15 protein-coding genes are annotated in these 26,003 nt (G+C 75.6%); 7 read left to right on the forward strand and 8 right to left on the reverse strand.

Annotated elements, in window-relative coordinates:
* Nucleotides 1-104: 104 nt before the first annotated feature.
* Nucleotides 105-3,059 (forward strand): BTAD domain-containing putative transcriptional regulator, encoded by a 2,955-nt coding sequence (locus ACFT41_RS10990; protein ID WP_377582608.1) that lies wholly within the window; start codon nt 105-107, stop codon nt 3,057-3,059.
* Here ACFT41_RS10990 and ACFT41_RS10995 read toward each other — a convergent pair.
* Both ACFT41_RS10995 and ACFT41_RS11000 read right to left on the reverse strand, forming a co-directional pair.
* Complete coding sequence (locus ACFT41_RS10995; RefSeq protein WP_377582606.1) at nt 3,036-4,409, reverse strand: glycosyltransferase; 1,374 nt, start codon at nt 4,407-4,409, stop codon at nt 3,036-3,038. The genes ACFT41_RS10990 and ACFT41_RS10995 overlap by 24 nt on opposite strands.
* 11 nt (nt 4,410-4,420) lie before the next feature.
* Complete coding sequence (locus ACFT41_RS11000) at nt 4,421-5,728, reverse strand: cytochrome P450 (protein WP_377582604.1); 1,308 nt, start codon at nt 5,726-5,728, stop codon at nt 4,421-4,423.
* Between the two features lie 305 nt (nt 5,729-6,033).
* On the opposite strand from ACFT41_RS11000, the gene ACFT41_RS11005 reads away from it, so the two are divergent.
* Genes ACFT41_RS11005 through ACFT41_RS11025 form a run of 5 tightly spaced genes read left to right on the forward strand, consistent with a single transcriptional unit; the run spans nt 6,034 to nt 17,585 of the window.
* On the forward strand, nt 6,034-13,446 hold the full coding sequence (locus ACFT41_RS11005; RefSeq protein WP_377613800.1) for an amino acid adenylation domain-containing protein: 7,413 nt from the start codon (nt 6,034-6,036) through the stop codon (nt 13,444-13,446).
* Nucleotides 13,443-14,642 (forward strand): FAD-dependent monooxygenase, encoded by a 1,200-nt coding sequence (locus tag ACFT41_RS11010; protein ID WP_377582600.1) that lies wholly within the window; start codon nt 13,443-13,445, stop codon nt 14,640-14,642. The genes ACFT41_RS11005 and ACFT41_RS11010 overlap by 4 nt, the downstream gene beginning before the upstream one ends.
* Entirely contained in the window at nt 14,639-16,144 is a 1,506-nt protein-coding gene (locus tag ACFT41_RS11015; RefSeq protein ID WP_377582598.1) for a hypothetical protein, read from the forward strand. Before ACFT41_RS11010 ends, ACFT41_RS11015 begins: the two co-directional genes overlap by 4 nt.
* Nucleotides 16,141-17,079 carry an SDR family oxidoreductase gene (locus ACFT41_RS11020; protein WP_377582596.1) on the forward strand — a complete coding sequence of 313 codons (939 nt, stop codon included), beginning with the start codon at nt 16,141-16,143 and terminating at the stop codon, nt 17,077-17,079. Before ACFT41_RS11015 ends, ACFT41_RS11020 begins: the two co-directional genes overlap by 4 nt.
* A gap of 5 nt (nt 17,080-17,084) precedes the next feature.
* Nucleotides 17,085-17,585: a nuclear transport factor 2 family protein gene (locus ACFT41_RS11025; protein ID WP_377582594.1), complete on the forward strand. Its 501-nt coding sequence runs from the start codon at nt 17,085-17,087 to the stop codon at nt 17,583-17,585.
* An 86-nt stretch (nt 17,586-17,671) separates the two neighbouring features.
* Here the strand turns inward: ACFT41_RS11025 and ACFT41_RS11030 are convergent, their stop codons facing one another.
* From ACFT41_RS11030 to ACFT41_RS11050, 5 genes are all read right to left on the reverse strand, one after another.
* On the reverse strand, nt 17,672-18,745 hold the full coding sequence (locus tag ACFT41_RS11030) for a hypothetical protein (protein ID WP_377582592.1): 1,074 nt from the start codon (nt 18,743-18,745) through the stop codon (nt 17,672-17,674).
* An 81-nt stretch (nt 18,746-18,826) separates the two neighbouring features.
* Nucleotides 18,827-19,486, reverse strand: coding sequence for a 4'-phosphopantetheinyl transferase (locus tag ACFT41_RS11035; RefSeq protein ID WP_377582590.1), 660 nt, complete (start codon nt 19,484-19,486; stop codon nt 18,827-18,829).
* A 140-nt stretch (nt 19,487-19,626) separates the two neighbouring features.
* Nucleotides 19,627-20,412, reverse strand: a complete 786-nt coding sequence (locus ACFT41_RS11040) for a peptidase (RefSeq protein WP_377582588.1) — start codon at nt 20,410-20,412, stop codon at nt 19,627-19,629.
* A 2-nt stretch (nt 20,413-20,414) separates the two neighbouring features.
* Nucleotides 20,415-21,746, reverse strand: coding sequence for a VWA domain-containing protein (locus tag ACFT41_RS11045; protein ID WP_377582586.1), 1,332 nt, complete (start codon nt 21,744-21,746; stop codon nt 20,415-20,417).
* A 367-nt stretch (nt 21,747-22,113) separates the two neighbouring features.
* Nucleotides 22,114-23,850 (reverse strand): dolichyl-phosphate-mannose--protein mannosyltransferase, encoded by a 1,737-nt coding sequence (locus ACFT41_RS11050; protein ID WP_377582584.1) that lies wholly within the window; start codon nt 23,848-23,850, stop codon nt 22,114-22,116.
* Nucleotides 23,851-23,942: 92 nt separating this feature from the next.
* Between ACFT41_RS11050 and rsmI the strand changes: the two genes are divergently transcribed.
* Nucleotides 23,943-24,782 carry a 16S rRNA (cytidine(1402)-2'-O)-methyltransferase gene (gene rsmI / locus ACFT41_RS11055; RefSeq protein ID WP_377582734.1) on the forward strand — a complete coding sequence of 280 codons (840 nt, stop codon included), beginning with the start codon at nt 23,943-23,945 and terminating at the stop codon, nt 24,780-24,782.
* Between the two features lie 99 nt (nt 24,783-24,881).
* Here rsmI and ACFT41_RS11060 read toward each other — a convergent pair whose 3' ends face one another.
* Nucleotides 24,882-25,766, reverse strand: a complete 885-nt coding sequence (locus tag ACFT41_RS11060; protein WP_377582582.1) for a hypothetical protein — start codon at nt 25,764-25,766, stop codon at nt 24,882-24,884.
* Nucleotides 25,767-26,003: the final 237 nt, after the last annotated feature.

Consider the following 26,003-nt stretch of genomic DNA (forward strand, 5'->3'; position numbering starts at 1 on the left):
CTGGGCGGGCCCGCTTGTCGTCCGCTATCCGACGGCTTGCCGCCGGCCGTCCCGCACCCGCCGTCCATAGACTGTGGTCGTCCGATCACGACCGAAGGAAAGCCATGCGGTGGTCCCTCCTCGGCCCCGTCCAGGTGACCGCCGGGGGCCGGGTCCTCGCCATCGACCGTCCTCAGCAACGCGCGGTGCTCGCGCTGCTGCTCCTCAACGCCGACCGGCTGGTCTCCGCCGGGCAGCTCGTGGCGGCGCTCTGGGCCGACGACCCGCCGGCCAGCGCCCGGACCCAGGTGCAGGTCTGCGTCTCCCGGATCCGGGCGGCCCTGCGGGAAGCGGGCGCGGCCGACCTCCTGGCCACCCAGGGCGGAGGCTACCGGCTCACCGTACGCGGGACCGAGCTGGACCTGACCGAGTTCACGGTGGCGGTCGAGCGGGCCCGTGCCGAGGAGGCGAGCGGCCGGCCGGCGGAGGCGGCGCGGCTGCTGCGCGACGGCCTGGCGCTGTGGCGCGGGCCGGCGTTGGCCGGCGCGGCCGGAGCCTTCGTCGACACCGCCGCCGCCGGCCTGGACGAGCAGCGGCTGTTCGCCCACGAGCGGCTGGCGGCCGTGGAGCTCGGCCTCGGCCGGTTCGCCGCGGTCGCGTGCACCCTGCGTCCCCTGGTGACCGAGCATCCGCTGCGGGAGCCGCTGGTGGCCGGGTACCTGCTCGCCCTGGCCGGCTGCGGCCAGCGGGCCGCCGCGCTGCGGTTCTACGCGGATACCCGGCGTCGCCTCGTCGCCGAGCTGGGCGTGGAGCCCGGCCCCGAGCTGAGCGGGGCGCACCTGCGGGTGCTGCGGGGGCAGCCGCCCACCGGGGTCGTTCCCCCGGAACCCGCGTCGCCGCAGGCCGCGACCGGGCCCCCGGAACCCGCGTCGCGGTCCGCCGGGCCATCCCCGGCGCAGCTTCCCGGCGACCCGGCCTGGTTCACCGGCCGGACGGTGGCGCTGCGGCAACTGGACGCGCTGCTGCCCACCAGGACCGCCGAGGACGCCGGGGCCGGCGGCAGAGACACCGGCGGGGGCGGCGGCGGAGATACCGGCGGGGGCGGCGCGGGCCGGGCGGTGGTGATCTCCGCGATCGCCGGCACCGCCGGGGTGGGCAAGACCACGCTGGCGGTGCACTGGGCGCACCGGATCGCGCACCGCTTCCCGGACGGGCAGCTCTACGTCAACCTGCGCGGGTTCGACCTCGACGGCCGGGCCGTGCCGCCGGGCGAGGCGCTGCGCGGCTTCCTGGAGGCGCTGCACGTGCCACCCCAGCGGGTGCCCACCGGCCTGCCCGGGCAGGCCGCCCTGTTCCGGACCCTGCTCGCCGGCCGGCGGGTCCTGGTGCTGCTCGACAACGCCCGCGACGACGAGCAGGTGCGCCCCCTGCTGCCGGGATCGCCGGGCAGCCTGGTCGTGGTGACCAGCCGCAACCGGCTCACCGGCCTGGTGGTCACCGACGGGGCCCACCCGGTGGCGCTGGACCTGCTCCCGCCGGCCGAGGCGCGGGAGCTGCTGAGCCGCCGGCTCGGTCGCGGTCGCGCCGACCGCGAGCCGGCGGCGCGTGACGAGATCGTCCGACGCTGCGCCGGCCTGCCGCTGGCCCTGGCCATCGTGGCGGCCCGGGCCGTCGGGCAGCCCGACGTGCCGCTGGCGGCCCTCGCCGCCGAGCTGCGGGACACCGACCCGGACCGGCTCACCGCGCTGACCACCGGGGACCCCGCGACCGACGTCCGGGCGCTCTTCTCCTGGTCGTACCAGGCGTTGGACGCCACGTCGGCCCGGCTGTTCCGGCTGCTCGGGCTGCACCCGGGTCCCGACGCTGCGCGGCCGGCGGTGGCCAGCCTGACCGGCCTGCCCCTGTCCCGGGTCGGCCCACTGCTGGCCGAGCTGACCCGCGCGCACCTGCTCACCGAGCGAACCCCCGGCCGGTACGCGATGCACGACCTGCTCCGCGCGTACGCCTCGGAGTTGTGCCACGGGCTCGACCCGCAGGCCGAGCGGGAAGCCGCCCGGCGTCGCCTGTTCGACCACTACCTGCACGCCTCGCACGCGGCGGATCACCTGCTCGACCCGTACCGGCTGGCCCGGCCGGCCGCGCTGCCGGAGCCGGAGCCGGGGGTGACGGTGGGCGACCGGCCGGAGCACGGCTGGGCGACCGGTTGGTTCGCCGCCGAGCACCACGTCCTGCTGGCCTGCGTGGAGCAGACGGCGGGCACCGGCCTGGATCGGCACGCGTGGACGCTGGCGGCGGCGCTCACCACGTATCTCGATCGGAGCGGGCACTGGCCCGAGCTGGCCGCCGCGCAGCGGACCGCCCTGGCGGCGGCGCTGCGCCGGGGTGACCTGGCCAGCCAGGCCCTGGCGCACCGGGGCCTGGCCATCGCCTGCACCTGGTCGGGTGACCACGAGGCGGCGCACCGGCACTACCGCCGCGACCTGGAGCTCTACCGGGAGCTGGGCGACGACACCGGCCGGGCGCACACGCACCTCGGGGTGAGCTGGGTGCTCGCGCGGCAGGGCCGGCTGCGGGCCGCCCTGGACGAGACCCGGCTGGCCCTCGACCTGTACCGGGCCGCCGACTACCGGGTCGGGCAGGCCAAGGCGCTCAACAACCTGGGTTGGATGCACGCCAGGCTCGGCGAGCCGGGGCCGGCGCTGCACTGCTGCCGGGCGGCCCTGCGCCTGCACGAGGAGACCGGCGACCGGCACGGCGCGGCGCTGACCTGGGACAGCCTCGGCTACGTCCACCACGGTCGCGGCGACCACGACCGGGCCGCGGACTGCTACCGGCGGGCGCTGGCGCTGCACCGGGAACTCGGCGACCGGTACGACGAGGCGGAGGTGCTGGACAACCTGGGCGACAGCCTGCGGGACGCCGGTGACCTCGCCGCCGCGCGCCGGGCGTGGCGGGAGGCGTTGGCGATCTTCGACGAACTGCGCCATCCGGACGCCGACCGGCCACGGGCCAAGCTCGCCACCCCGGCGGCGTCAGCGGTCACCCCGGCAGGGGCGTCAGCGGGCGGCGGCGAGCTCTAGGACCAGGTCGGCGGCCCGGCCGACCCCGCCGGCCCGGCGGCACTGCTCGCCCCAGTGCCGGCTGCGCTCCCGGAAGCTCTCCTCGGTGAGCAGCCGGCGCAGCTTCCCGGCCACCTCGCCCGCGTCGACGTGCGGTGGGTGGTCGAGCGCCAGCCCGACGCCGGCGTCGACCGCGCGGGCCGCGATGTCGTAGCAGTCCAGCCAGAACGGGGTCATCAGCATCGGCTGCCCGAAGTGGACGCCCTCGTGGAAGCCGTTGGCCCCGCCGTGGCAGACGAACGCCCGGACGTTCGGGTGGGCCAGCACGTCCAGCTGGGAGGGTATCCACTCCTCGACCCGTACGTGCGGCGGCAGCGGACCGGGCAGCAGGTGCCGCTGCGCGGCGGGCAGCTTCCACAGCACCTGGTGCTCGGGCCCGATCGCGCCCAGCGCCTCGGCGAACGCGCGCACCTGCGGGCCGGTGAGCCGGGCCAGGGTGCCCAGGCAGGCGTAGACCACCGAGGTCTGCCGGTCGAGCCAGCTGGTCAACTCGTCGCCCGGCGTCGGTCCGCCCGGTGCGGGTTCGCCCGGCGTGGGTTCGCCCGGCGTGGGTTCGCGTGGCGTGGGTTCGCGTGGTGGCACCATCGGGCCGAAAAGGTGCAGGTGCTCCGGCGCGGGGAAGGGATACTCCAGCCCGAACACCGTGTAGCCGAAGACGGCCGTCGCGGCGGCGCTGTATTTCTCGGGGTCGCCGAAGGCGTTGCCGATCCGCTGGGCGCGGCGGTGCCGGGCCTGCCCGGCGAGCGCGCGCAGCAGCGACAGCCGCAGCTGCGCCCGGAAGGTCAGGTTGGCCCACCGCTGCCGGAGGCCCAGCCGGCGCGGCAGTCCCGAGGTGGGGGTCGGGTAGTCCCACGGCAGCCGGCTCAGGTAGGCGTTGCTGGGCGGGAACGGCAGGCTCAGCACGTACGGCACGCCCCGGGCCAGCGCCGCGTCGAGCGCGCCCAGGTTCAGCACGTCGATCACCATCAACGCGGGCCGGATCTCGTCGATCTGTTCGAGGGTCCGCTCGCGTACCTGGTCGGCCACCGCCGGGGTCCGGACCTTCCGGGCGAGGGCCACCAGGCCGGCGGTGGTCATCGGCCCTCGGGTCATCGCGGTGTACAGCTCGTCGTCGACGCGGAGCAGGGTGTCCCCGGTGGAGCGAAAGCACAGCGGGCTGCCGGTGGCGGTGGCCGCCACCCGGTCCCGCGCGTCCTCCTCGGCGGCGAACCACAGGTCCGGCTCGCCGCGCCGGGACAGCTCCCCGGCGATGGCGAGCAGGGGATTGAGCTGGCCCGGGTGTGCGGGGCTGGCGAAGAGTACGGGGCGCATCGGTGTCCCTCCTACGGCCGCAGTCGTACCGGCAGGTGGTCGTACCCGCGCAGCACCCGGGTCGGGCGTCGGCGCGGCACCGCGGCCAGCGCCGCGTCGGGGTAGCGCTCGAAGAAAGCGGCCAGCCCGAGCTGGCCCTCCAGCCGGGCGAGCGCGGCACCCAGGCAGTAGTGCACCCCGCTGGAGAACGAGAGGTGGTCGCGGGCGTTGGCGCGGGTGACGTCGAAGCGGTCCGGGTCGGCGAAGACTGCCGGGTCCCGGTTCGCGCCGCCCAGCATCGGGACCACGACCTCCCCGGCGCGCACCCGTACGCCGGCCACCTCGGCGTCGGCGCGACAGAACCGGGCGGTGGTCTGGACGGGCGAGTCGTACCGCAGGATCTCCTCCACCGCGTTGGGCCACCCGTCGGGTCGCCCGCGCAGCACCGCGAGTTGGTCGGGGTGCCGGATGAGCAGGTGGATGCCGGTGCCGAGCAGGTTGACGGTGGTCTCGAACCCGGCCGCCAGCAACAGGCCGGCGGTGGCCAGCAGCTCCTCCTCGGTGAGCCGCTCGCCCTCGCCGTCGAGGTGGACGAGGCGGCTGAGCAGGTCGTCGCCGGGTTCGGCGCGCAGCCGGGCGAAGTGCTCGCGCAGCCACCCGTTGAGTTGCCGGATCGCGACCTCGGTGCGGTGGTACGGGCGCAGCGCCAGCCCGAGGTCGAGCGTCGGGGAGGCGGCCTCGCCCCACGCCAGGAACCGCTGTCGCATGTCCTGCGGCACGCCGAGGATCTCGGCGATCACGGTGAGCGGCAGCAGGCTGGCGTAGCGTCCGACGATCTCCACCGTGTCGCCCGGCGCCTGGGGCAGGTCGTCCAGCAGGGCTGCGGCATGCCGCTCGATCCGGGGGCGCAGCTCTTCGATGGCCCGGGGGGTGAAGACCTTGGCGACCAGCCGGCGGTAGCGGGTGTGCGCCGGGGGGTCGACGACCAGCATCGAGGGCGGGTCGGCGGGCCCGATCGGCCGTCCGTTGCGGCCCAGGCGGCGCAGCACCGCGAGCGGGCCGGGGGCCGGCAGCGTGCCGGGGTCGCTGCTGAACGCCTCGCCGCGCAGCACCGCGACGACCGCGTCGTGCCGGGTGGTGCTCCACATGATCCGGCCGCGGACCAGCGCGCCGGCCTCGCGGACCTGCCGGTAGAACGGGTACGGGTCGGCGCGGATGGCCGGGTCGAGGAAGAGCCGGGCCTGCGCGTCGCCCCGGCGGGCGGCGGCGGCGATGCCGAGCCGGGCCAGGCCGTGCCGGTCGAGCCAGCGCAGGAAGGTCCCCGGTCTGGTCAGCTCCACCCGAACCTCCCGCCATCGGCCCCGCCGGACGCCCGTGCAATTCCCATCACTGACATGACACGCGTCAATCCCTATCGGTGTGGGGGATTTGCCGAGGTGATCTCGAAAGGAACTTATACCCCAGCCGTAGACCTCGGCGCAACGACCTCTTTTTTTGCATGAGAATTCCATGTGAAGGTGTCGAACGCGCTGACGTAAACGTCGTTCCTCCGGTACTGTCCAGCGCCATGGCAGTGACGAAAGTCGATCAATTTTGTCATCTGGCGGGGTGTCGGTCGAGGTGGTGCGGTCGTGAGGGGTGAGCAGTGAAGAATGTCGACCGGGCACCGTTGACCACAGTTCAGGCCGACATCTGGGTAGCTGGTCGACTATGTCCGGAGCTGCCCCAGTTCAACGTCGGGGGATACCTGCGGTTCACCGGGCCCCTCGACCTCGACCTCATGCGTACCTGCATGAATCGGGCCGTCCTGCGAAACGACGCGTTACGGCTTCGTTTCGAGGAAGAGAACGGTGAGCCCTACCAGTGGGTCGAGGACGAGGCGCCGGCAATTGCCACCATCGACTTCTCGGCAGACGCCGATCCCCGCGCGGCCTGCCATTCCTGGATGGCCCGGTCATTCGACCGCCCGTTTCCGCTGCGCCGGAGTCGAATGTACGAAATGGCCCTCCTCGTCGAGAGCGAATCGGTCACCTACGCATACCTCAACGCGCACCACCTCGTCACCGACGGCTGGGGCGGGCGGCTGCTGCTGCGGCAGGCCAGCGAGGACTATGCCCGCCTGCTGCGTACCGGGGTGAACGCCGAGGAACCGCCGCCGTCGTACCTGGCCGTGGCCCGTGCCCGGGCCGACCGTCCGCGACCGGCCCCCCGGGAACGGGACCGCGACCACTACCGCGCGGCGCTGTCGAGCATCGCGCCGGCCCTGTTCCCGCGCCGCACCACCGGCAGCCCGGCCACCACCGGCAGCCCGGCCGGCGACAGCAGCCCGGCCGGCAACCGGCCCGTCACCAGCGGGCGGCACAGCTTCGCCATCGACCGGGCCCTGGTCGACCGGATCACCGCCCGGGGCGAGTCCCCGTTCACCGTCGTCGCCTCGGCCCTCGCCACCTACCTCTCCCGGATCCACCGCACCGACCAGGTCGTCCTCGGCGTACCGGTGCTCAACCGCCGGACCCACGTCGAACGCCGCACCGTCGGCCACTTCGCCAACGAACTGCCCCTGCCGGTACGGATCGACGGCGCGCGACCGTTGGCGGACCTCGCCGCCGGGGTGCAGACGACCCTGCGCGCGCTCTGGGCCCACCAGGGCCTGTCCCGGGGCGACCTGCTGCGCGGCGTGGCCCTGCCCGACGGCGGGCGGCAGCTCTACGACGTGACCCTGTCCTGGATGCGCTGGCCGCGCCCGGAGCCGATCCCCGGCGTCGAGCAACAGACGATGGTGCGCAGCCGGCTGCACGACGGGCACGTCCTCGCCGTGCTGGTCAACGACTTCGACGACGGCCCGCTGACCGTGGACCTCGACTACGCCCCGGACGTGTTCGACGCGGACTTCCCGATCGAGGCGCTGGGCCGGCACGTCGTCACGCTGCTCCGCAACGCCCTCGACCGGCCCGACCGGGCGCTCGCGCAGACCCCGATGCTGCCCCCGGCAGAACGGGACCGGCTCACCCGGGGCGTCAACGACACCCGGGTCGACCTGCCCGCCGACCTGACGGTGCACGGCCTGTTCGAGCGGCAGGCCGCCCGCACCCCGGACCGGACCGCGCTGGTCGTCGACGGCACGGACGAGACGGTCAGCTACGCCGACCTCGACGCCCGCGCCAACCAGGTGGCCCGCGCCCTGCGCGACGCCGGGATCGGCCGGGGCGACCGGGTCGCCGTCCTGGCCGACCGGGGACCCGGGCTGCTCACCGCGATCCTGGGCACGCTGAAGGCGGGCGGGGCGTACGTCGCGATCGAGCCCGACCACCCGGAGGCACGCCTGCGGCACCTGCTCGCCGACAGCCGGGCCCGGGTGCTCGTGGTGACCGGGGACACGCCACCGCCGCCCGTCGGCCCCGGGGTCGCCGTGTGCCACCTCAAGGCGATGACCGACCGCCCGACGACACCCGTGGCGCCGGTCGCCGACGGCGCCGACCTCGCGTACGTGTGCTACACGTCCGGCTCCACCGGCCGGCCCAAGGGGGTGCTGATCGAGCACCGCTCGGTGGTCAACCGGCTGGCCTGGATGCAGCGGTGCTACCCGCTGACGGGCGGCGACGTGCTGGTGCAGAAGACGCCCGTCTCGTTCGACGTCTCCGTCTGGGAGCTGTTCTGGTGGGCGCTCGCCGGAGCCCGGGTGGTGCTGCCCGAGCCGGAGGTGCGGCGGGACCCGGCCGCGCTGCTGCGCACGGTCGCCCGGCAGGGCATCAGCGTCGTCCACTTCGTACCGTCGATGTTGGGGCCCTTCCTCGACCTGCTCGCCGACGCGCCCGAGTCCCGCGCGGACGCCGCCGGCCTGCGGCTGGTCTTCGCCAGCGGCGAGGAACTGCCGCCCCGGCACGTCGACCGGTTCCACCGGCTGCTGCCCGCCGGGCCGCCCGCGCCCGCCGGGCCGCCCGGCCCCCGGCTGGTCAACCTGTACGGGCCGACCGAGGCGACCGTCGACGTCTCCCACTTCGAGTGCCGGCCCGACCCGGCCGGGCGGACCGCCCGCGTGCCCATCGGCCGCCCGATCGACAACATTCAGCTCTACGTGCTCGGGCCCGGCGACGAGCCGCAGCCGGTCGGCGCGCCCGGCGAACTCTGCGTCGCCGGGATCGGCGTCGCCCGGGGCTACCTGGGCCGGCCCGAGCTGACCGCCCAGCGGTTCGGCACCGACCCGGTGACCGGCGGCCGGCTCTACCGCACGGGCGACCTCGCCCGCTGGCTCGCCGACGGCACCGTCGAATACCTGGGCCGCCTCGACGACCAGGTGAAGATCCGGGGCAACCGGGTCGAACCCGGCGAGGTCCAGCACGCCCTCGCCGCCGTGGCCGGCGTGCGGGAGGCGGTCGTGGTGGCCCGCGCCACCCCGGCCCGGGGCACCCACCTCGTCGGCTACTACCGGGCGGACGCCGACCTCGACCCGGCGTGGCTGCGCGCCCAGCTCCTGCTCCGGCTGCCGGACTTCATGGTCCCCGCCCTCTTCCACCGGCTCGACCGGATCCCGCTCACCCCCCACGGCAAGCTCGACCCGGCCGCCCTGCCCGATCCGGCCGCCCTGCCTGCCGTGCCTGCCCTGCCCGCCCCCACCTCCGCTGCCGCGTCCGTCGACGGCGGCCCGCCCGACCTTGCCGGCCGTGTCGCCGCCGGGACCGGGCCGGGCCCCCGCGACGAGGTGGAGCGCACCATCGCCGAGATCTGGGCGCGGGTGCTCGGGGTGCCGTCCGTCGGCGTCGGACAGGACTGGTTCGCCATCGGCGGTGACTCCATCCTCGCCCTGCGCGTGGGCGCCGAGGCGGCCCGGCACGGCCTGCACGTCACCGTCGCCGACCTGGTCGCCCGGCCCACCGTGGCGGCGCTGGCCGCCCACGCCCGCGCCGCCGCGCCGCCGACCGGGGAGCAGGACGCCCCGCCGGAGCCGTTCGCGCTGGTGTCGCACCTGGACCGGGCCGCGCTGGGCGACGCGCAGGACGCCTTCCCGGCGACCCGGCTCCAGCTCGGGCTGCTGTTCCACGGCAGCGAACGCGAGGACGCCACCGCGTACCACGACGTGTTCCGGTACTCGCTCCGGCTGCCGTGGGACGAGGTAGCGTTCCGCGCCGCCCACGCCCGGCTCCTCGACCGCCACCCGGCCCTGCGCTCCTCGTTCGACCTGGGCGGCTGCTCCGAGCCGCTCCAGGTCGTCCACGCCCGGGTGACCGGCGGCCTCGACATCGCCGACCTGCGCGGCCACGACGCCGCCACGGCCGACGCCGAGGTGCTGGCCCACATGCGGCAGCGGCGACGCCACCGGTACGCGTTCGACCGCGCGCCGCTGCACCTGATGCGGGTGCACCTGCTGCCGTCCGGGGCCGTGGACCTGGTGTTCAGCTTCCACCACGCGCTCCTCGACGGCTGGAGCGTGGCCACCGTCGTCGGGGACCTGCTGCGGACCTACCTGCACCTGGTGGGCGTCGACATCGACCCGCCCCGGGAGGCCGCGCTGCCCTCCCCGGCGGCGTACGTCGTCGAGGAACGCCGGGCGCTCGACTCCGCCGCCACCCGCGACTTCTGGCAGGCCCGGCTCGACGGCGCGGAACTCACCCAGATCGAGGGCTGCCGCCAGTACGAGCCGCCCGGCGACGAGGGGACGATCATCCGGCACGTCCCGCTGCCCGCCGTGCTGGAGGAGCAGGTACGCGGCTTCGCCGCCGCCCACGGGCTGCCCGTGAAGTCGGTCCTGCTCGCGGCGCACTGCCTGCTGCTGCGGTTGTACTCCGGGGCGGCGGACGTCACCACCGGCCTGGTCACCCACGGCCGGCCGGACCGGCCCGGGGCGGAACTCATCGCGGGGCTCTTCCTCAACACGGTGCCGCTGCGGGTCACCCCCGGCGCCCGTACCTGGCTGGAGCTGGTCCGGCAGGTCAACCGGCAGGAGCGGGAGTGCCACCCGCACCGGCGCTACCCGCTGCACGCCGTCGTGGGCGACCGGGGCGGCGAGCCGATCTTCGAAACGGCCTTCAACTACGTGCACATGCACGTGCTGACCCCGTTGCTGGCGCTGCCCGAGGTCGAGCTGCTCGGCTTCGACACCTGGGAGGAGACCAACTTCACCCTGCTGGTGAACGTGTTCGTCAGCCCCGCCGACCGGCGCGTGTCGCTGCGCGTCGACGCCGACGGGCGCACCCTCACCCCGGCGCAGACCGACCTGCTGATCGACGCCTACCTGCGCATCCTCGCCCGGATCGTGGCCGACCCGCAGGGCGAGCCGGACTTCGGCTTCCTCGCCGCCGCGCCGCAGCCCGCCGCACCGCCCCTGGAGGCCCTCGGCGACGTGGTACGCCGCCTCGCCGAGCACGCCCGGCGCACCCCGACCGCCGTCGCGGTCACCTTCGACGCGCCGAATGCCGACGACCCCGACGAACCCGACGGCCCGCCGCGGCAGTGGACCTACGCGCGGCTCGACGAGACGGTCGACCGGATCGCCGTCGGGCTGCTGCGCGCCGGGGTCCGGCCGGGCCAGCTCGTCGGGATCGCCCTGGACCGGTCGCCGGAGATGATCGCCGCGATCTACGGCGTCGCGCGGGCCGGGGCCGCCTGCGTCCCGCTGGACGTGACGTACCCGGCGGAGCGTATCGCCGCGATGGTCGAGCAGGCCCGGCCGGCGCGGATCGTGGCGCACCGGCGGCACCGGGACCTGGTCGGCGACCCGTCGACCGTCCTCGACGTGGCCGACCTCGTCGCGGCACCGACGGCCGGTGGCGCCGGGGCGGAACCGGCCGTCGACGACTCCGTGGTGCTGCCCCGGATCGGGCCCGACGACCTGCTCTACGTCCTGTTCACCTCCGGATCGACCGGGGTGCCCAAGGGCGTGGCGATGACGCACGGCGCGCTCGACAACTACCAGGCGTGGCAGATCCGGGCGGCCAGCGCGGCGGCCGGCGGCACCACGTTGCAGTACGCGCCGCTCAGCTTCGACGTGTCGTTCCAGGAGATCCTCACCACGATCAGCGCGGGCGGCACCCTGCGGATCATCGACGAGGACCTCCGGCGGGACGTGCCGGCCCTGCTGCGGCTGCTCGACCGCGAGTCCGTCGCGCGGATCTTCCTGCCGTACGTCGCGTTGCAGCAGCTCGCCGAGGCCGCGGAGCTGCTCGGCATCCACCCCCGCGCGTTGCGGGTGGTGATCTCCTCCGGCGAGCAGCTGCGGGTGACCGGCGAGATCCGGCGCTTCCTGGCCGCCCTGCCGGCCGGCGCGGTCCTGGAGAACCAGTACGGGCCGACCGAGACGCACCTGGTCACCGCGTACCCGATGACCGGCGACCCGGCGCGGTGGCCCAACCTGCCGCCGATCGGGCCCGCCATCGACGGCGTCGAGATGCACCTGCTGGACGAGCGGATGCGGCCGGTGCCGACCGGGGTGACCGGCGAGCTGTACTACGGCGGCATCCAGGTCACCCGGGGCTACCACGGCCGGCCGGGCCTCACCGCCGAGCGCTGCGTGCCCAACCCGTTCGGCCCGCCGGGCAGCCGGCTCTACCGCACCGGCGACCTGGCCCGCCACCTGCCCAACGGCGACCTGATCTGGGTGGCCCGCACCGACACCCAGACCAAGATCCGCGGTTTCCGGGTGGAACCCCTGGAGGTGGAGATGGCGATCATGGAGCTGGCCCCGGAGTATCCGGGGATCCGCGAGGCCGCCGTCGTCGCCCGCCGCCGGGAGGGCGTCGACTCCTACCTCGCCGCGTTCCTCGTCGGTGACCCGGACGCCGTCGACCTGGCCGACGTACGCGGCCGGCTGCGCGCCAGCCTCCCCGAGCACCTGGTGCCGGCGCGCTGGCAGTGGCTGCCGGCGATGCCGCTCACCCCCAGCGGCAAGCGCAACGACCGCGCCCTGCGCGAGCTGCCGCTGGAGCTGGCCGAGGCACCCCGCGTCGCCCCCCGCGACCGGTACGAGCGCGTCGTCGCCGAGATCGCCGCCGAGCTGCTGCACCTGCCGGCCGTCGGCGCGCACGACAACCTGTTCGAGCTGGGCGGCACCTCGCTGACGGCGATGCGGCTGGTGGTGATGCTGGAGAAGCGGTTCGGGGTGGCCGTACCCGTCTCGGCGTTCGTCGCCACGCCGACCGTGGCGGGCGTGGCCGGGCTGCTCCGCTCCGGCGGGGCGGACCTCACGTTCGACCCGCTGGTGCCGATCCGGGCCCGGGGCGACCGGCCGCCGCTGTTCCTGGTGCACCCGCTCGGCGGCAACGTGCTCTGCTACGTCCCCCTGGCCCGCCACCTGAACGCCGACCAACCCCTGTACGCGTTGCAGGCCGCCGGGGTGGACGCCGGAACCGAGCCGCTGCGCACCGTGCCCGAGCTGGCCCGTGCCTACCTCGACGCGATCCGCCGGGTCCAGCCCGACGGCCCGTACGCCATCGGCGGCTGGTCGTTCGGCGGGGTGGTCGCCTTCGAGATGGCGCGGCAGCTCCGCGACAGCGGGGCAGCAGTCGACCGGCTGATCCTGCTCGACCCGATCGCCCGCCGGCCCGGCGACCCGGTGCCGGTCGCCGACGACGTCCTGCTCGACTGGTTCTTCTGGGAACTGATGCGGCTCGGCCACGACGGGCCGCCGATGCGCGGCGTGCCGGCCGAGCTGACCACGGCCGAGGCGAAGCTCGACTTCATCGCGAGCCGGGCCGGCGAGAGCGGGGTGCTGCGCCCCGGCAGCCCGCGCGGCTCGGTGCGCCGCCTCTTCGCGGTCTTCCGGGCCAACTGGGAGGCGATCATCTCCTACCGGCCGGAGGTCGTCGACCAGGACATCATCCTGCTGCGGGCCGCCGACCCGCTGCCCGCCGTGCTGAAGCCGATGCACGACCTCGCCGGCACCCTGCACCTCGACCCGCGCAACGGGTGGGGCGAGCTGACCACCGGCCGGATCGACGTGATCGACGTGCCCGGCGACCACCTGGTGCTCATGGACGAGCCGTACGTGGCCGAGGTGGGGAGACGGATCACCGGGCTGCTGGCGGCGGACGCCCCGGCCCGCCGGCCGGTCGGGGACGCGCGATGATCGCCCCCGCCGGTGGTCCGGTGCGCCGCCGGCCGAAGGCGATCGTCGTCGGCGCCGGCATCGGCGGCCTCGCGGCGGCCGGCGCGCTGCGCCGCGTCGGGGTGGACGTGGAGATCCACGAGCAGGCCCGGGAACTCCGGGCGGCCGGCTCGGCGCTCTCCCTGACCGCCAACGCCCGCGTCGCGCTGCGCTGCCTCGGCATCGACCTCGACGTCGAGCGGCGCGGCCAGGTCTACCCCGAGCTGCACTTCCGCACCGCCACCGGACGGCCGATCAGGACCGTACGGTTCGCGCACCTCGGCGACCGGGTAGGCGCGCAGAACGTCGCCATCCACCGCGCCGAACTGCACCGGGCCCTGCTGGCCGAGGCCGGGGACCCGCCGATCCGGCTCGGGTCCGCCGCCCGCCGGTTCCACCGGCACGGCGGCGGCATCCGGGTCGAGTTCGACGACGGGACCAGCGCCGACGGCGACCTGCTGATCGGCGCGGACGGCTTCGGATCGGCGGTACGCCGGCAGCTCGTCGGCCCCGAGCAGCCCCGGGAACCCGGGTACGTGTGCTGGCTGGCGACCGTCGCGTACCGGCACCCCCGGGTCCGCGACGGGTACGCCGCCCACTACTGGGGGCGGGGCCAGCGGTTCGGGCTGGTGCACCTCGGCGGCGACCACGTCTACTGGTGGGGCACCCGCAACATGCCGCCGGAGGCGGCCCGCGACTGGCGCGGCGGACGGGACGAGATCCTCCGCGCGTACGCGGGCTGGGCCGACGAGGTGGTCGCCACCGTGGCCGCCACCGGCGACGCGGCGGTCATCAGCGTTCCCGCCCGGGATCGCCCCGCCCTGCGGCGCTGGGGCGACGGCGCGGTCACCCTGCTCGGCGACGCGGCGCACCCGATGCTGCCGAGCCTCGGCCAGGGCGCGGCGATGGCCGTCGAGGACGCGGTGGTGCTGGCCCGCTGCCTGGCCGGGGCCACCGACCTGCCGGGCGCGTTGCGCCGCTACGAGGCGTCCCGCCGCGACCGGACCCGGCGGATGATCCGCCAGGCGCACTCGCTGAGCCGGATCGAGCAGCTCGCCAGCCCCGCCGGGGACCTGGCCCGCCGCGCCTACCTGCGGTGGCTGCCCGCGCGCCTGGTCGACCGCCGTAACCTGGCGGACCTGACCTTCCCCGACGCCCTGCCGGTGGCCCGGCGGTGAGCGCCGAGCGCGCGGCTCACCGGCCGCTCAGCCCGCTGGAACGCTGGTACTGGATCGCCGACCAGGTCTCCCCGCTCAACGTCATCGCCCGGGTCCGGGTGCGCGGGCACCTGCCGCTGGAGCTGCTGCGGGCGGCGCTGGACGAGCTCCAGGCCCGCCATCCGCTGCTGCGGGTGGCCATCGCCACCCGGCCGGACGGCCGGCGGCCCCGGTTCGTGCCGACGGACCGGCCGATCCCGCTGCGGCGGGTCGCGCCCGGCCCCGGCGGTGCCGGCGGCCGGGTGTCCGGCGCGCCCGCCGACCCGGACGCCGGCTGGCTGCGCGAGGTCAACGATCGGGAGCTGGTCGACGGGGTCGACTGGCGGGCCGGCCCGCTCTGCCGGGCGGTCGTGCTGACCGCGCCCGGTGCCGCGCCGGCCGCCGGGGACGCGCACGACCTGATCCTGACCCTGCCGCACTGCGTGGCCGACGGGACGACGGCGCTGTCGCTGCTGCGCCAGTGGCTCGAACACGCCGACCGGCTGGCCACGGCCGGGCCCGCGCCGGAGCCGGAGCCGGCCCTGCCGCCGGCCGAGCGGATGTTCCCCCGCCGGTACCGGGGCGGCACCGGGGCGCTGCGGCTCGGCGGGCAGCTCCTGCGGGACCTGTACGCGGTGCGCCGGCACCGGCCGGCCCGGGTGGTGCCGAGCCGGTTCGTGCCGTTCACCGACCGCCGGAGCCGGCTGCTGCACCGGACGCTCACCGCCGGGCAGGTCGCCGCGCTGGCCCGGGCGTGCCGCCGGGAACGGACCACGGTGCACGGGGCGCTCGCCGCCGCCATGGTCCTCGCGGTCGCCGCCGATGCTGGCCCGCCCGCCCCGGGGCACGTGGCGATCGGCTCCCCGGTGGACTTCCGGGCCGCGTTGACGCCCCCCGTGCCCGAGCGGGCCGTCGGCGCGTACGTCGCCACCGTCCCCTCGTTCGTGCCCTACCGGCCGGGCGTGTCGCTGTGGCAGGTCGCCCGGTCGATCAGCGGAGACCTCGCGGCCCGGCGCGACCGGGGCAGCCACTTCGCCATGGTCGACCTGGTCCGCCTCTCCTGCCCGCCGTCGGTCGCGACCAGCGGCCGGTTCGTGGCGCTGACCGAACGGACCGGGCCGGTGAACCTCTGCCTGTCCAACCTCGGCCGGTACGACTTCCCCGACCGCATCGGGGCCTGGCGGCTCACCGGCGCCCAGTTCGTCGCCGGGCTCTCGGTCTGCGGCTACTTCGTCGCCACGGCGAACACCAGCCACGGGGAGCTGGCCTGGAACTTCGTGCACGTGCCCGAGGCGGTCCCGGACGCCAGGGCGGCGAGCCTCGTCGCCGCCAGCGTCGACGCCGTGCTGGCCGAGATCGACCGGGAGCTGGCCGGGACCGGGTCGGGGCCGGCCGGGACCGGGTCGGGGCCGGCCCGGGCGGACGGGTTGCCGGCCCAGACCCCGCCGGTGCCGGCCGGAACCGACGGGAGGGCGGAAACATGATCGGGACCGGAGGGCGGATCGACGCGCGCGGCCGGGCGGTGGTGGTCACCGGCGCCTCGTCGGGGCTCGGCCGCGAGGCCGCGCTCCACCTGGAACGGGCCGGCTTCCGGGTCTTCGCCGGGGTGCGCGACCGGGCCGCCGCCGACGACCTGGCCGCCGCCACGGCCGGTCGGCTCACCCCGCTCAGCCTCGACGTCACCCGGGCCGACCAGATCCGGCGGGCGGTCGACGAGGTGACCCGGCAGGTCGGTGCCGGCGGCCTCTGGGGGCTGGTCAACAACGCCGGCATCAGCCTGCCCGGCCCTCTGGAGTGCGTCCCGCCGGAGCAGCTGCGGCGGCAGCTCGACACCAACGTGGTCGGCCAGGTCGCGGTGATCCAGGGATTCCTCCCGCTGCTGCGGGCCGCCCGGGGCCGGATCGTGAACGTCACCTCCGGCCTGGGCCGGGTCGCCCTGCCCTACCTCGGCGCGTACGCGGCGGCCCAGTTCGCCAAGGAGGCGGTCAGCGACAGCCTGCGGCGCGAGCTGCGGCCGTTCGGGATCGCGGTGTCGGTGGTCCAGCCGGGGGCGATCGCGACGCCGATCTGGGACAAGGTCGCCCAGGCCGGGACGGAGACGATGGCCCAGGCGGCGGGGCGGGCCGGTGACCTCTACGCGGAGCCGTTCGGGCGCTTCCTCGCCCGGCTGGCCGCGCAGGCCCGGCGGAGCGGGACCACCCCGGCGGACTTCGCACGGGCGGTCGCCCGGGCGCTGACCGCCGCGCGGCCGAGGACCCGGTATCCGGTCGGCGGCGACGTGCGGTTGGGCAGCCTGGCCGCCCGCCTGCTGCCCGACGCCCTGCTCGACCGCAACTTCGCCCCGCTCGTGCGGCCCCGCCCCGACCAGCAGCCCGCGCCCGGCGACCCGGCCCCCGCCCCGACCAGCAGTGAGGATTGACCAGCATGGACGCCGACCAGCAGGCCCGCACCCAGGCCCAGGCCCTGTTCGCCCGCAACCTGGAGTTGATCTCCGCGGGGCGGATCACCGAGTGGGTGGAGCTCTTCGACCCCGAGGGGGTGCTGGAGTTCCCCTACCCCCTGCCGGGCATCCCCACTCGGTTCACCGGTCACCGGGAGCTGTTTGAGCACATGAAGGACTTCCCGAAGCAGTTCGACGTGCGCTTCTCCGGCTTGACCTTCCACGAGACCACCGATCCCGAGCTGGTGATCGCCGAGTTCGTCGGGGACGGCCGGGGCGTGGTCACCGGCCGGCCGTTCCACCAGGTCTACATCTCGGTGGTCCGGTTCCGGGCCGGGAGGATCGTGCACTTCCGGGACTTCTGGAACCCCCTGGCGACCATCCGGGCCGGGCTGACGATCGGGCACGCCTGGCGCGGCCTGGTCGACCTGCTGAGGCCCGCCGCACGCCGCCGCCCGAAAGGGCCGGGCCCCGGTCGGGGGTGACCGCGGGCCCGCCACCTCCCGGTGGGACGGGCGTGGGGGCCGGCCTGCGGCGGCGGGCCGGCCCCCACGCACGCGAGGTGGTGCGCCTACGGCTTCCAGGAGCCGGCGGTCTCGAACTCGTGCCGGTACTCCAGCGCGCCCTTCTTGTTCGCCACGTCGAAGGTGACGCTGCCGGTGCGCTTGCTGCCCTCCCGCAGGTTGACGCCGGAGTCGAGCAGGTCGCCGCAGCCGGCCAGCGCGCCGGCGATCCCGTTCGCGGTGGTGCCGTCCTCGGCCACCCACTGGAAGTAGAACGGGTTGATCGACATGTTGCCCTTCTTCACCGTCGCGGTGACGTCCGCGATCAGGTATAGGCCCTTGTCGGGATCGGGCGAGTACGACTTGCAGCCCTTCGTCGAGGTGCGGAACCGCAGCACCGTGATCTCCAGGGTGCCCTCGTCGTCGGTGATGACCAGGGTGTCGCCGGCCTTCATGTTGAAGGTCTCACCGTCGGCCGGGGCGGACGACGACGAGGAGGTCGGGCCGGCGCTCGGCAGGCCGCTCGGGGCGGTGGTGACCCGGGGCAGATCCGGCAGCTGCCGCTCGGCCTCCTTCGCCGCCTCGTTGGCCCCGGTGACGAGCGCCGCGATGCCGCCGACGCAGCAGAGCAGCGCGAGCACCACCGCGACGACCACGATGATGACGATCGGCTTCTTGCTGCTCTTCCTGGCCGCCATCGGCGGGCCGGGCGCGTAACCCGGGCCGGGCGCGTAACCCGGGCCGGGCGGGTAGCCGGGGCCGGGCGGGTAGCCGGGGCCGGGCGGGTACGGCGCGCCCGGGGGCGGCGGGTACGGCGAACCCGGCGGCGGCGGGTAGGCCGCCTCCGCGCCCGGGTGGTAGGACGGGTCGGGGGCCGGCGGCGGCGTGAAGCCACCCGGCTGCGGGTACGGCGCACCCGAGGTCGGCTGGTACGGGAAACCCGAGGTCGGCTGGTACGGCGTGCCGGACACCGGCGGCGGTGGGTAGGGCGCACCCGAGACCGGGGGCTGGTGGGTGGTCGGCGGCAGGGGCGGCGGGGCGGTCGGATCGGCCGGCCACTGGGGCATCGGTGCCGTCGGCGGGTCCTGGTTCGGCTGGTAGGGGTCCTGCGGCGGCCCGTAAGGGTCCTGGGGGTGGCTCACCGTACTCCTCGGCACCTCATCGCGATCTCGAACGCCCTGACGGTATCCCCCCTGGCCAAGTCGCGGATCGCCCCGACCGTCTCATCGGGGTAACAGGATGGCGGCGGTGCGGACCACGTCGGCGTCGACCGCGAACCGCCCGGTGACCGTCGCGGGCGGGTCGGGCACCGGGGCCGCGTCCAGCCGGGCGGGGGCGATCCGGGCCGTGAACAGACCGGAGTCCGGGTCCAGTTCGACGCGGGCGTCGTGGAAGTCCAGCCACGTGCCGACGACCGGGTGCCACACCTTGTAGACGGTCTCCTTGGCGCTGAACAGCACGGCCGCCCAGGGGGCGGTGTCGGGAAGCCGGGCGCAGTCGGCCCACTCCTCGGGCAGGCCGACGAGCCGGCGTACCCCCGGGTTGAGCTCCCGGTGCCGCTGCTCCGCGTCCATGCCGACCGACCGGATCTCGTCGGCGCGGGCCACGGCGGCGGCGCAGTAGCCCGGCGTGTGGGTGATGGTGCCGACCACCCCGGGCGGCCAGACCGGGGAGCGGTCCGGCGCGGCGGGCACGGCGACGGCCGGCACGCCGAGCCGGGTGAGGGCCCGCCGGGCGCAGACCCGCCCTGCGGTGAAGTCGCGCCGGCGGCGCTCGACCGCCCGCTCGCCCAGACAGGCCCGCTCGGCGGGCAGCAGCTCGCCGTCCCAGTCGTCCCCGCCGGCGACGACCACCGCGACCTCGGGTGGCAGCAGGTCACGCATCCCGCCCCCGGGCGCCCTCGTCGCGGCCCGCACCGCCCTGATCGCCGCTCATCGCCGTCGAACGTACCGCACCGCCCCCGTGCCGGCAGATCGTGGGATCGGCGAGCAGGATCCCCCGATCCCCCGATCCACGGCAGGGGTCAGGGCCGGCGGGGGCGGCGGGTCAGCGCGAAGCCGACCACGCCGGCCACCGCCGCGAGCACCCCGCCGACCGTGGTCCAGACCCACCGTGACGACAGGTCGGGCAGCCACCCGGCGAGGAGGCTCCCGTCGTCGTCCTCCTCGGCCGGGGTCGCCGCCGGGTTCCCGGTCAGCACCGTCCCGGCCTTCGTGTTGGGCACCAGCGGGGCCTTCAGCTCCCCGTCGTCGGCGGGGGCCTCGCCGTCGCCGACCTCGGCGACCAGCAGGTCCACGTCGACCGGCAGGCCGAGGTCCGGCTCCGGCAGCTCCACGACGGAGAGCCGCACGTGGTACGTGCCGGGCAGCGGGTCGGCCGACCACGGTTCGGCCCACGACCGGACCTGGCGCAGGGTGCAGCCCAGCGCCACGCTGGTCGCCGATGCCCCGACGGTCGGGGTCTGCGCCCCCGCCGTGCACGCCTGCCGGCGGCGCAGTCCGTCGAAGACCTCGACCGTCCAGGTGGAGTCGCCGGTGCGGCCCTTCGGGAAGGTGACTGTCGCGGCGATCTCGTGGACCTGCCCGGCGCGGGCCGGGAACGACCAGTAGAGGTAGTCGCCGGTGGACGCACCGACCCGGACCGGCTGGCCGGCGGTGATCGGCGTGGCGGTCAGGAACGAGGTGCCGGCCTTGGTGACCGTCGTGGCCCCGGGCGAGGGGGTGGGCGCGGCCGACGCGGGGGCGGCCGGGAGCGTCAGCGCGGCGGCGGCGACCAGCGCCGCCGAAGACCGGATCAACGGGGTACGCATTGTCAGTTCTCCCTCCAGGTGGCGACCCACCAGCGGGTGAGCAGCCCGGCGACGAGCCCGGTGACCAGGCCGGCCAGGGTCAGCAGCAGCAACAGCACCCAGCCCCGGCCCAGGTCCGGCCCGCCGGGGTCGGGGGACGAGGCGACCACGTCGACGGTCAGCTCGATCGGCATCCCCGGGCTGGCCCGGGTGCCGGGGCGGGGCGCGAACGCGTTGCTGACCACCAGGCAGACGGTGGTCGGGGCGGCTGCGGTGTCGCCGGCTGCCGGGCCCGGCGTCTCCCCGTCGGCGTCGGTGGCCTCGGCGTCGGCGTCGTCGGCGGCGGCTGACCAGCGCAGGCCTGCGGAGACCACGTCGGTGCGACCGCTGCCGGCGTCCACGCCCCGGACCAGCTCCCGGCCGTCGGGGGCGGTGGCCCGCAGCAGCACCCCGTGGTCCGGGTTGACCGGGCGGTCCAGCGCGATGCTCACCGAGGCCCGCAGCTCCTGCCCCGGGCGCACCGGGACCCGGTACCAACGGTGCTCGGAGAACTGCTCCCGGTCCGTGTAGACGCCGGGGGCGAGCAGCGGCGCGTCCGGGCAACGGGCGGAGCCGCCCACCACGGTCGGGGTGGCGGTGTACGTGTCCCGGGCCCGGTCCACCAGCTGCTTGATCCGGCCGGTCAGCTCGTCGGCGCTCTGCGCGGCCGTGTACGTCCCGCCGGTGGCGCCGGCGATGCAGAGCAGCTGCCGGCGCACCTTCTCGTCGGGGGCGAGCCCGAGGGTGTCCACCACCAGCTTGGTGCCCTGGGCGGCCAGCTCCCGGGCCACCTCGCACGGGTCCGGCGGGGCGCAGGTGTCCTCACCGTCGGTGATCAGCACGATCCGGCGGGCGGTGGCACCGGCGCCGAGGTCGGCGGCGGCCGAGCGGAGCGCCAGCCCGACCGGGGTGAACCCGGTGGGCCGGAGGGTGGCCACGGCCGCCTTGGCCTGGACCCGGTCCACCCGGCCGACCGGCACGATCTGCTGGGTGTCCTGGCACCCCACCTTCTTGTCCTTGCCCTTGTAGGTGGCCCCGAGCACCCGGATGCCGAGCTGGGTCTCCTCGGGCAGCGCGTCCACGACCTCGTTGAACGCCTGCTGCGCCACCGAGATCCGGCTGCGCCCGTCGATGTCCCGGGCCCGCATCGAGCCGCTGACGTCGAGCACCAGCTCGACCCGGGGCGGCTCGGGGGCGGCGCTCTCCCCGTCCGCCCGTGCCGGCGCGGGCCCACCCGACGCGACCGCCGGGCCGAGCAGGACGGCCGTCGCCAGCAGTCCACGGAGGACGGTTGTCCATCGTCTCTTGTTGATCACCGGGGCGAGTGTAGTGAGATCCACTTTGGAGGACCCGGCTGGCCCTGGAGCGCCCGAGGGCGCGGGTGGGTCGACTCGTGGCGCGGCCGGAAGGGGTCCGTGAGGGTTCCGGCCGGATAACGGACGGTTAGCTGCCGCATGTGAACCTCTAGGCTGGTGTTGTTCCGTCGGAAATCTGACCCGAGTCCACCCGTTGTGCCGGTGGTGCCGGGTGGTTAAGCTCCTATTGCGCGCCCCAATCGCCCGCTTCCCCCGTGGCAGGCGATCGGGGCGCGCGTCTTTGCGCCCGAGGGCTGGTTTCCGGGCCCGCGCGCCGACAACCGGGCCCGCCCCGGGACCCGGTTGTCCGATATCCGACGGCGGGGCGTCAGATCCAGCGGCCGTCCAGCCACATCCGGGCCGACCACTCCGCGTACGGCAGCACCCGACCCACGAAGATCGGATAGAAGTACGCGAAGCAGAGCGCCACCAGCAGCACGTACGCGCCCACCACGACGCCGCCCACCAGCCGGCGTTCCGCAGCTTCGTCCTCGCCGTCGGCGGACGCCTCCCCTGCGGCGGCCGGTGCCCGCGCCCCGCCGGTGGCCGGCGAGACGATCGCGCCCAGCACGTAGACGACCGCGAGGACCAGGAACGGCAGGGCCGGCGCGGCGTAGAAGGAGAACATCGTGCGGCCGCCGTCGAGGGCGAACCAGAACCAGGGCAGCAGCCCGGCGGCCGCGCAGAGCAGGATCGCCCCGGCCCGCCAGTCCCGCCGCGCGACGCCGATCCAGGCCGCCCCGAACAGGGCGGGCAGGAACGACCACCACAGCAGCGGCGTGCCCAGCAGCAGGATCTCCGAGGCGCAGCTCGGCGCGCCGCAGGCGCCCTCGCCCGACCAGTGGAACGCCACCGGCCGGCCCAGCAGCAGCCACTGCCAGGGCCAGGACTGGTATTTGTGCGCGTCGTCGAGCTGCTTGTGGAAGCCGTACGCCGCCTTGTGGTATTCCCACAGGTTGTTCAGCGCCCCGACGAACGGGGTGTCGCTCAGGCCCACCACGTGCGGGTACTTGGCGGCGAGGCGGTAGTAGCCGTCGTCGGTCAGCAGCCAGCCCGACCAGGTCGCCACGTAGGCGACGACCATGAGGACGCCGGCCAGCACCAGCCAGGGCAGCTCGTCGAGCAGCGCGTCGCGCCACGGCCGGCGCACCCCGGCGGAGCGGCGGACGCCGACCTCCCACAGCAGGGCCAGCAGCGCGAAGGCCGGCAGGAAGTAGAGCGCGCTCCACTTGACCGCGCAGGCGAGGCCGAGCAGCACCCCGGCGGCCAGCCGCCACCACGGCCAGTTCCGCCAGCCACCGGCGGGCCGGCCGGCCCGCCCGGGCGCGGTGGGGTCGAGGCCGGCGTCCAGCGCCCGGCTCCACCGGCGGCGCCGGGCGTCCCGGTCGATGACCAGGGCGCCGAACGCGGCCAGCACGAACAGCAGCAGGAAGATGTCGAGCAGGGCGGTGCGGGACAGCACCAGGTGGAAACCGTCGAGGGCGAGCAGCAGGCCGGCGGCGCAGCCGAGCGTGGTGGACCGGAACAGCCGGCGGCCGATGCGCACCAGCAGCAGCACCGACACGATGCCGGCCAGGGCCGCGCCGAAGCGCCAGCCGAACTCCGGTGCGGTCGTCATCAGGTGCCCGGGCACGGAGATGTTGTGCTCGGCGTCGGAGTATCCGAACGCCCACTCGCCGAGGCCGATCAGCCACTTGCCCAGCGGCGGATGCACCACGTACGACGGGCCGTTGTCCTTGTAGTTCCACTCGACGGCCTTGTCGACGAGCCCCCAGCCGTCGCGGGCGTAGTAGATCTCGTCGAAGATCTTGCCCTTGGGGCTGCTGAGGCCGACCAGGCGCAGGATCGCGGCGATCGCCACCACGACGGCGGTGGCGAGCCACGAGTTGACGTCCAGCCGGGCGTCGACGGTGGCGAGTCGCCGCCGCACGATCGCGGGGACGCCTCCGCCGCCGGCAGGAGTGGGGGGAACCGCGGACTCCTCGGTCGCGTCGCCGGCGGACCCGGCGTGCTCCGATCCCGCCCGGCCCGCGCTCGCGCTCTGCGCTGTCGACGCACTCGTCACGACGCGATCGTAGGCTGCGGAGGTGCCCGGTGGCGCCCGTCGTCCCCAAAACCGGCACAACTGTCGATGAAGGAGCACACCTCGTGGGTGAAATGTCCGAATCGGGACGCCTGATCCTCCTCGGCGCGCCGCTCGGCAACCCGGCCGACGCGTCCGCCCGGTTCCGAGAGGTGCTCGCCGCCGCCGACGTGGTCGCCGCCGAGGACACCCGGCGGCTCACCCGGCTGACCCGGGACCTCGACGTCACCGTCCCCGGCCGGATCGTCTCCTACTTCGAGGGCAACGAGGAGCGGCGCACCCCCGAACTCGTCGACGTCCTCCGCGAGGGGTACGTCGTCGCCCTGGTCACCGACGGCGGGATGCCCAGCGTCTCCGACCCCGGATACCGGCTGGTCCGGGGCGCCCTGGACGCCGGGGTTCCGGTGACCGCCGCCCCCGGGCCCAGCGCCGTCACCACCGCCCTGGCCCTGTCCGGCCTGCCCAGCGACCGGTTCTGCTTCGAGGGCTTCCTACCCCGCACGGCCGGCGCACGGCGGTCCCGGCTGCGCGCCCTGGCCGGCGAGGAGCGGACCCTGGTCCTCTTCGAGGCCCCGCACCGGATCGCCGGCGCGCTCGCCGACCTGGCCGCCGCGTTCGGCGCCGACCGGGCCGCCGCGCTCTGCCGCGAGCTGACCAAGACGTACGAGGAGGTGGTCCGCCGCCCGCTCGGCGAGCTGGCCGCCTGGGCCGCCGAGCACGAGCCGCGCGGTGAGATCACCCTCGTGGTGGCCGGCGCGCCGCCGGCCGCCGCCCACCGGCCCGACGACGAGACGCTGCGCGCGGCCGTCGCCGCGCGGGAGGCCGCCGGCCTGTCCCGGCGCGACGCGATCACCGAGGTCGCCACCGAGTACGGCCTGCGCCGCCGCGACGTCTACACCACCACCCACGCCTGAGGAGCAGGGAAGGGCCCCTTGTTAACGCATTCTGTATAGGAAGGGCCCCTTCCTAACCGGGCGGGCGAAGCGGGCCGGCGGGCGCCGGGCCGGGCGTTCCTACCAGGCGGCGGCGAGGAAGCCGGCGCTGATCACGAGCGGACCAGCCACCGCGACCGTCACCGCCCAGCGGCGGGCCCGCCGGTCGGCCAGCCGGGCCGCGCCGGTGTACCGGGCGATCCCCGCGCCGCAGGCCAGCACCAGCAGCAGCCCGAGCAGCCAGCGCAGGTGTCGACCGGCGCCGGTGTCGGCGTACGCGGTGTCGCCCGACGGGCCGGTCATCCGGGCGGCCAGGGTGGAGCCGGCGGCGGTACGTGCGGCGGGCACCCCGCTGACGCGTACCCCGAAGGCGATGAACCGCTCGCCCTCGGCCGTGAAGATGCCCCGGCAGCGTTGCGTCAACCCGGCGCCCGTGCAGTCGCCGATCACGACGGTGCCGGTGGTGGCGTGCCCGACGGCGAGCCAGAACGGGCCGGCGCTGACCCAGGAGAAGAAGGCGGCGAGCAGGCTGAGCGCCAGCAGCGCGGAGAGGCCCTGCCACGGGTCCGGCGGGTGGGCGGCCCGCTGGCGGCGGCTGCGTCCTCGGGAGTCCGTGCCGGCGGTGCGCCGCCACCAGCGGCGGCGGCCGTGTTCCTCGCGCAGGGGTGTGCCGTCCCAGTGCACCTCCTCGATCGGGGCCCAGAACAGCCCGTCGTCGTCGCCCGACGCGTCCTCGTCGGGGGCGGGCGCCGGGCGGAGCCGGCCACCGTGCTGCCGGACCGGAACCCGGCGCGGCACCGCGTCGACCGGAGCCCCGGTGGTCGGCTCCACCTCCACCGGCTGGTCCGGGCCGGCCGCCTGTCCCGGCAGCGCAGGCGGGCCCGCCTGCGCGGGCGGGGTGTGCGGGGCGGGCGCTGACCCGCCGGGCGGATCCTCGTGCCCTTGGGCGGCTCGTCTGCCAGTCACGGGTTCATTGGACACCGGCAGGTGAGGGCGATAGGGCAGCTCAGGCCGCGTGTCGGCGACAAATCGGGCGGGAGATTCGCGGTGGACACGGTTGCCGCCGACCCGCCCGGCCTATTGGTTCGCGGTCGCCCTGCGCCGGTCACTAGTGCAGCCCCGCAGAAGTCTTGTCAGGGTTGTATCGGCTTTGGTGGGGTGTTGGCTAGGTGTACTCGGCATGCGCAGTCGAGGATGTCTTGA

The sequence above is a fragment of the Micromonospora sp. NPDC057141 genome, assembly GCF_042670805.1.
Lineage (GTDB): Bacteria > Actinomycetota > Actinomycetes > Mycobacteriales > Micromonosporaceae > Micromonospora.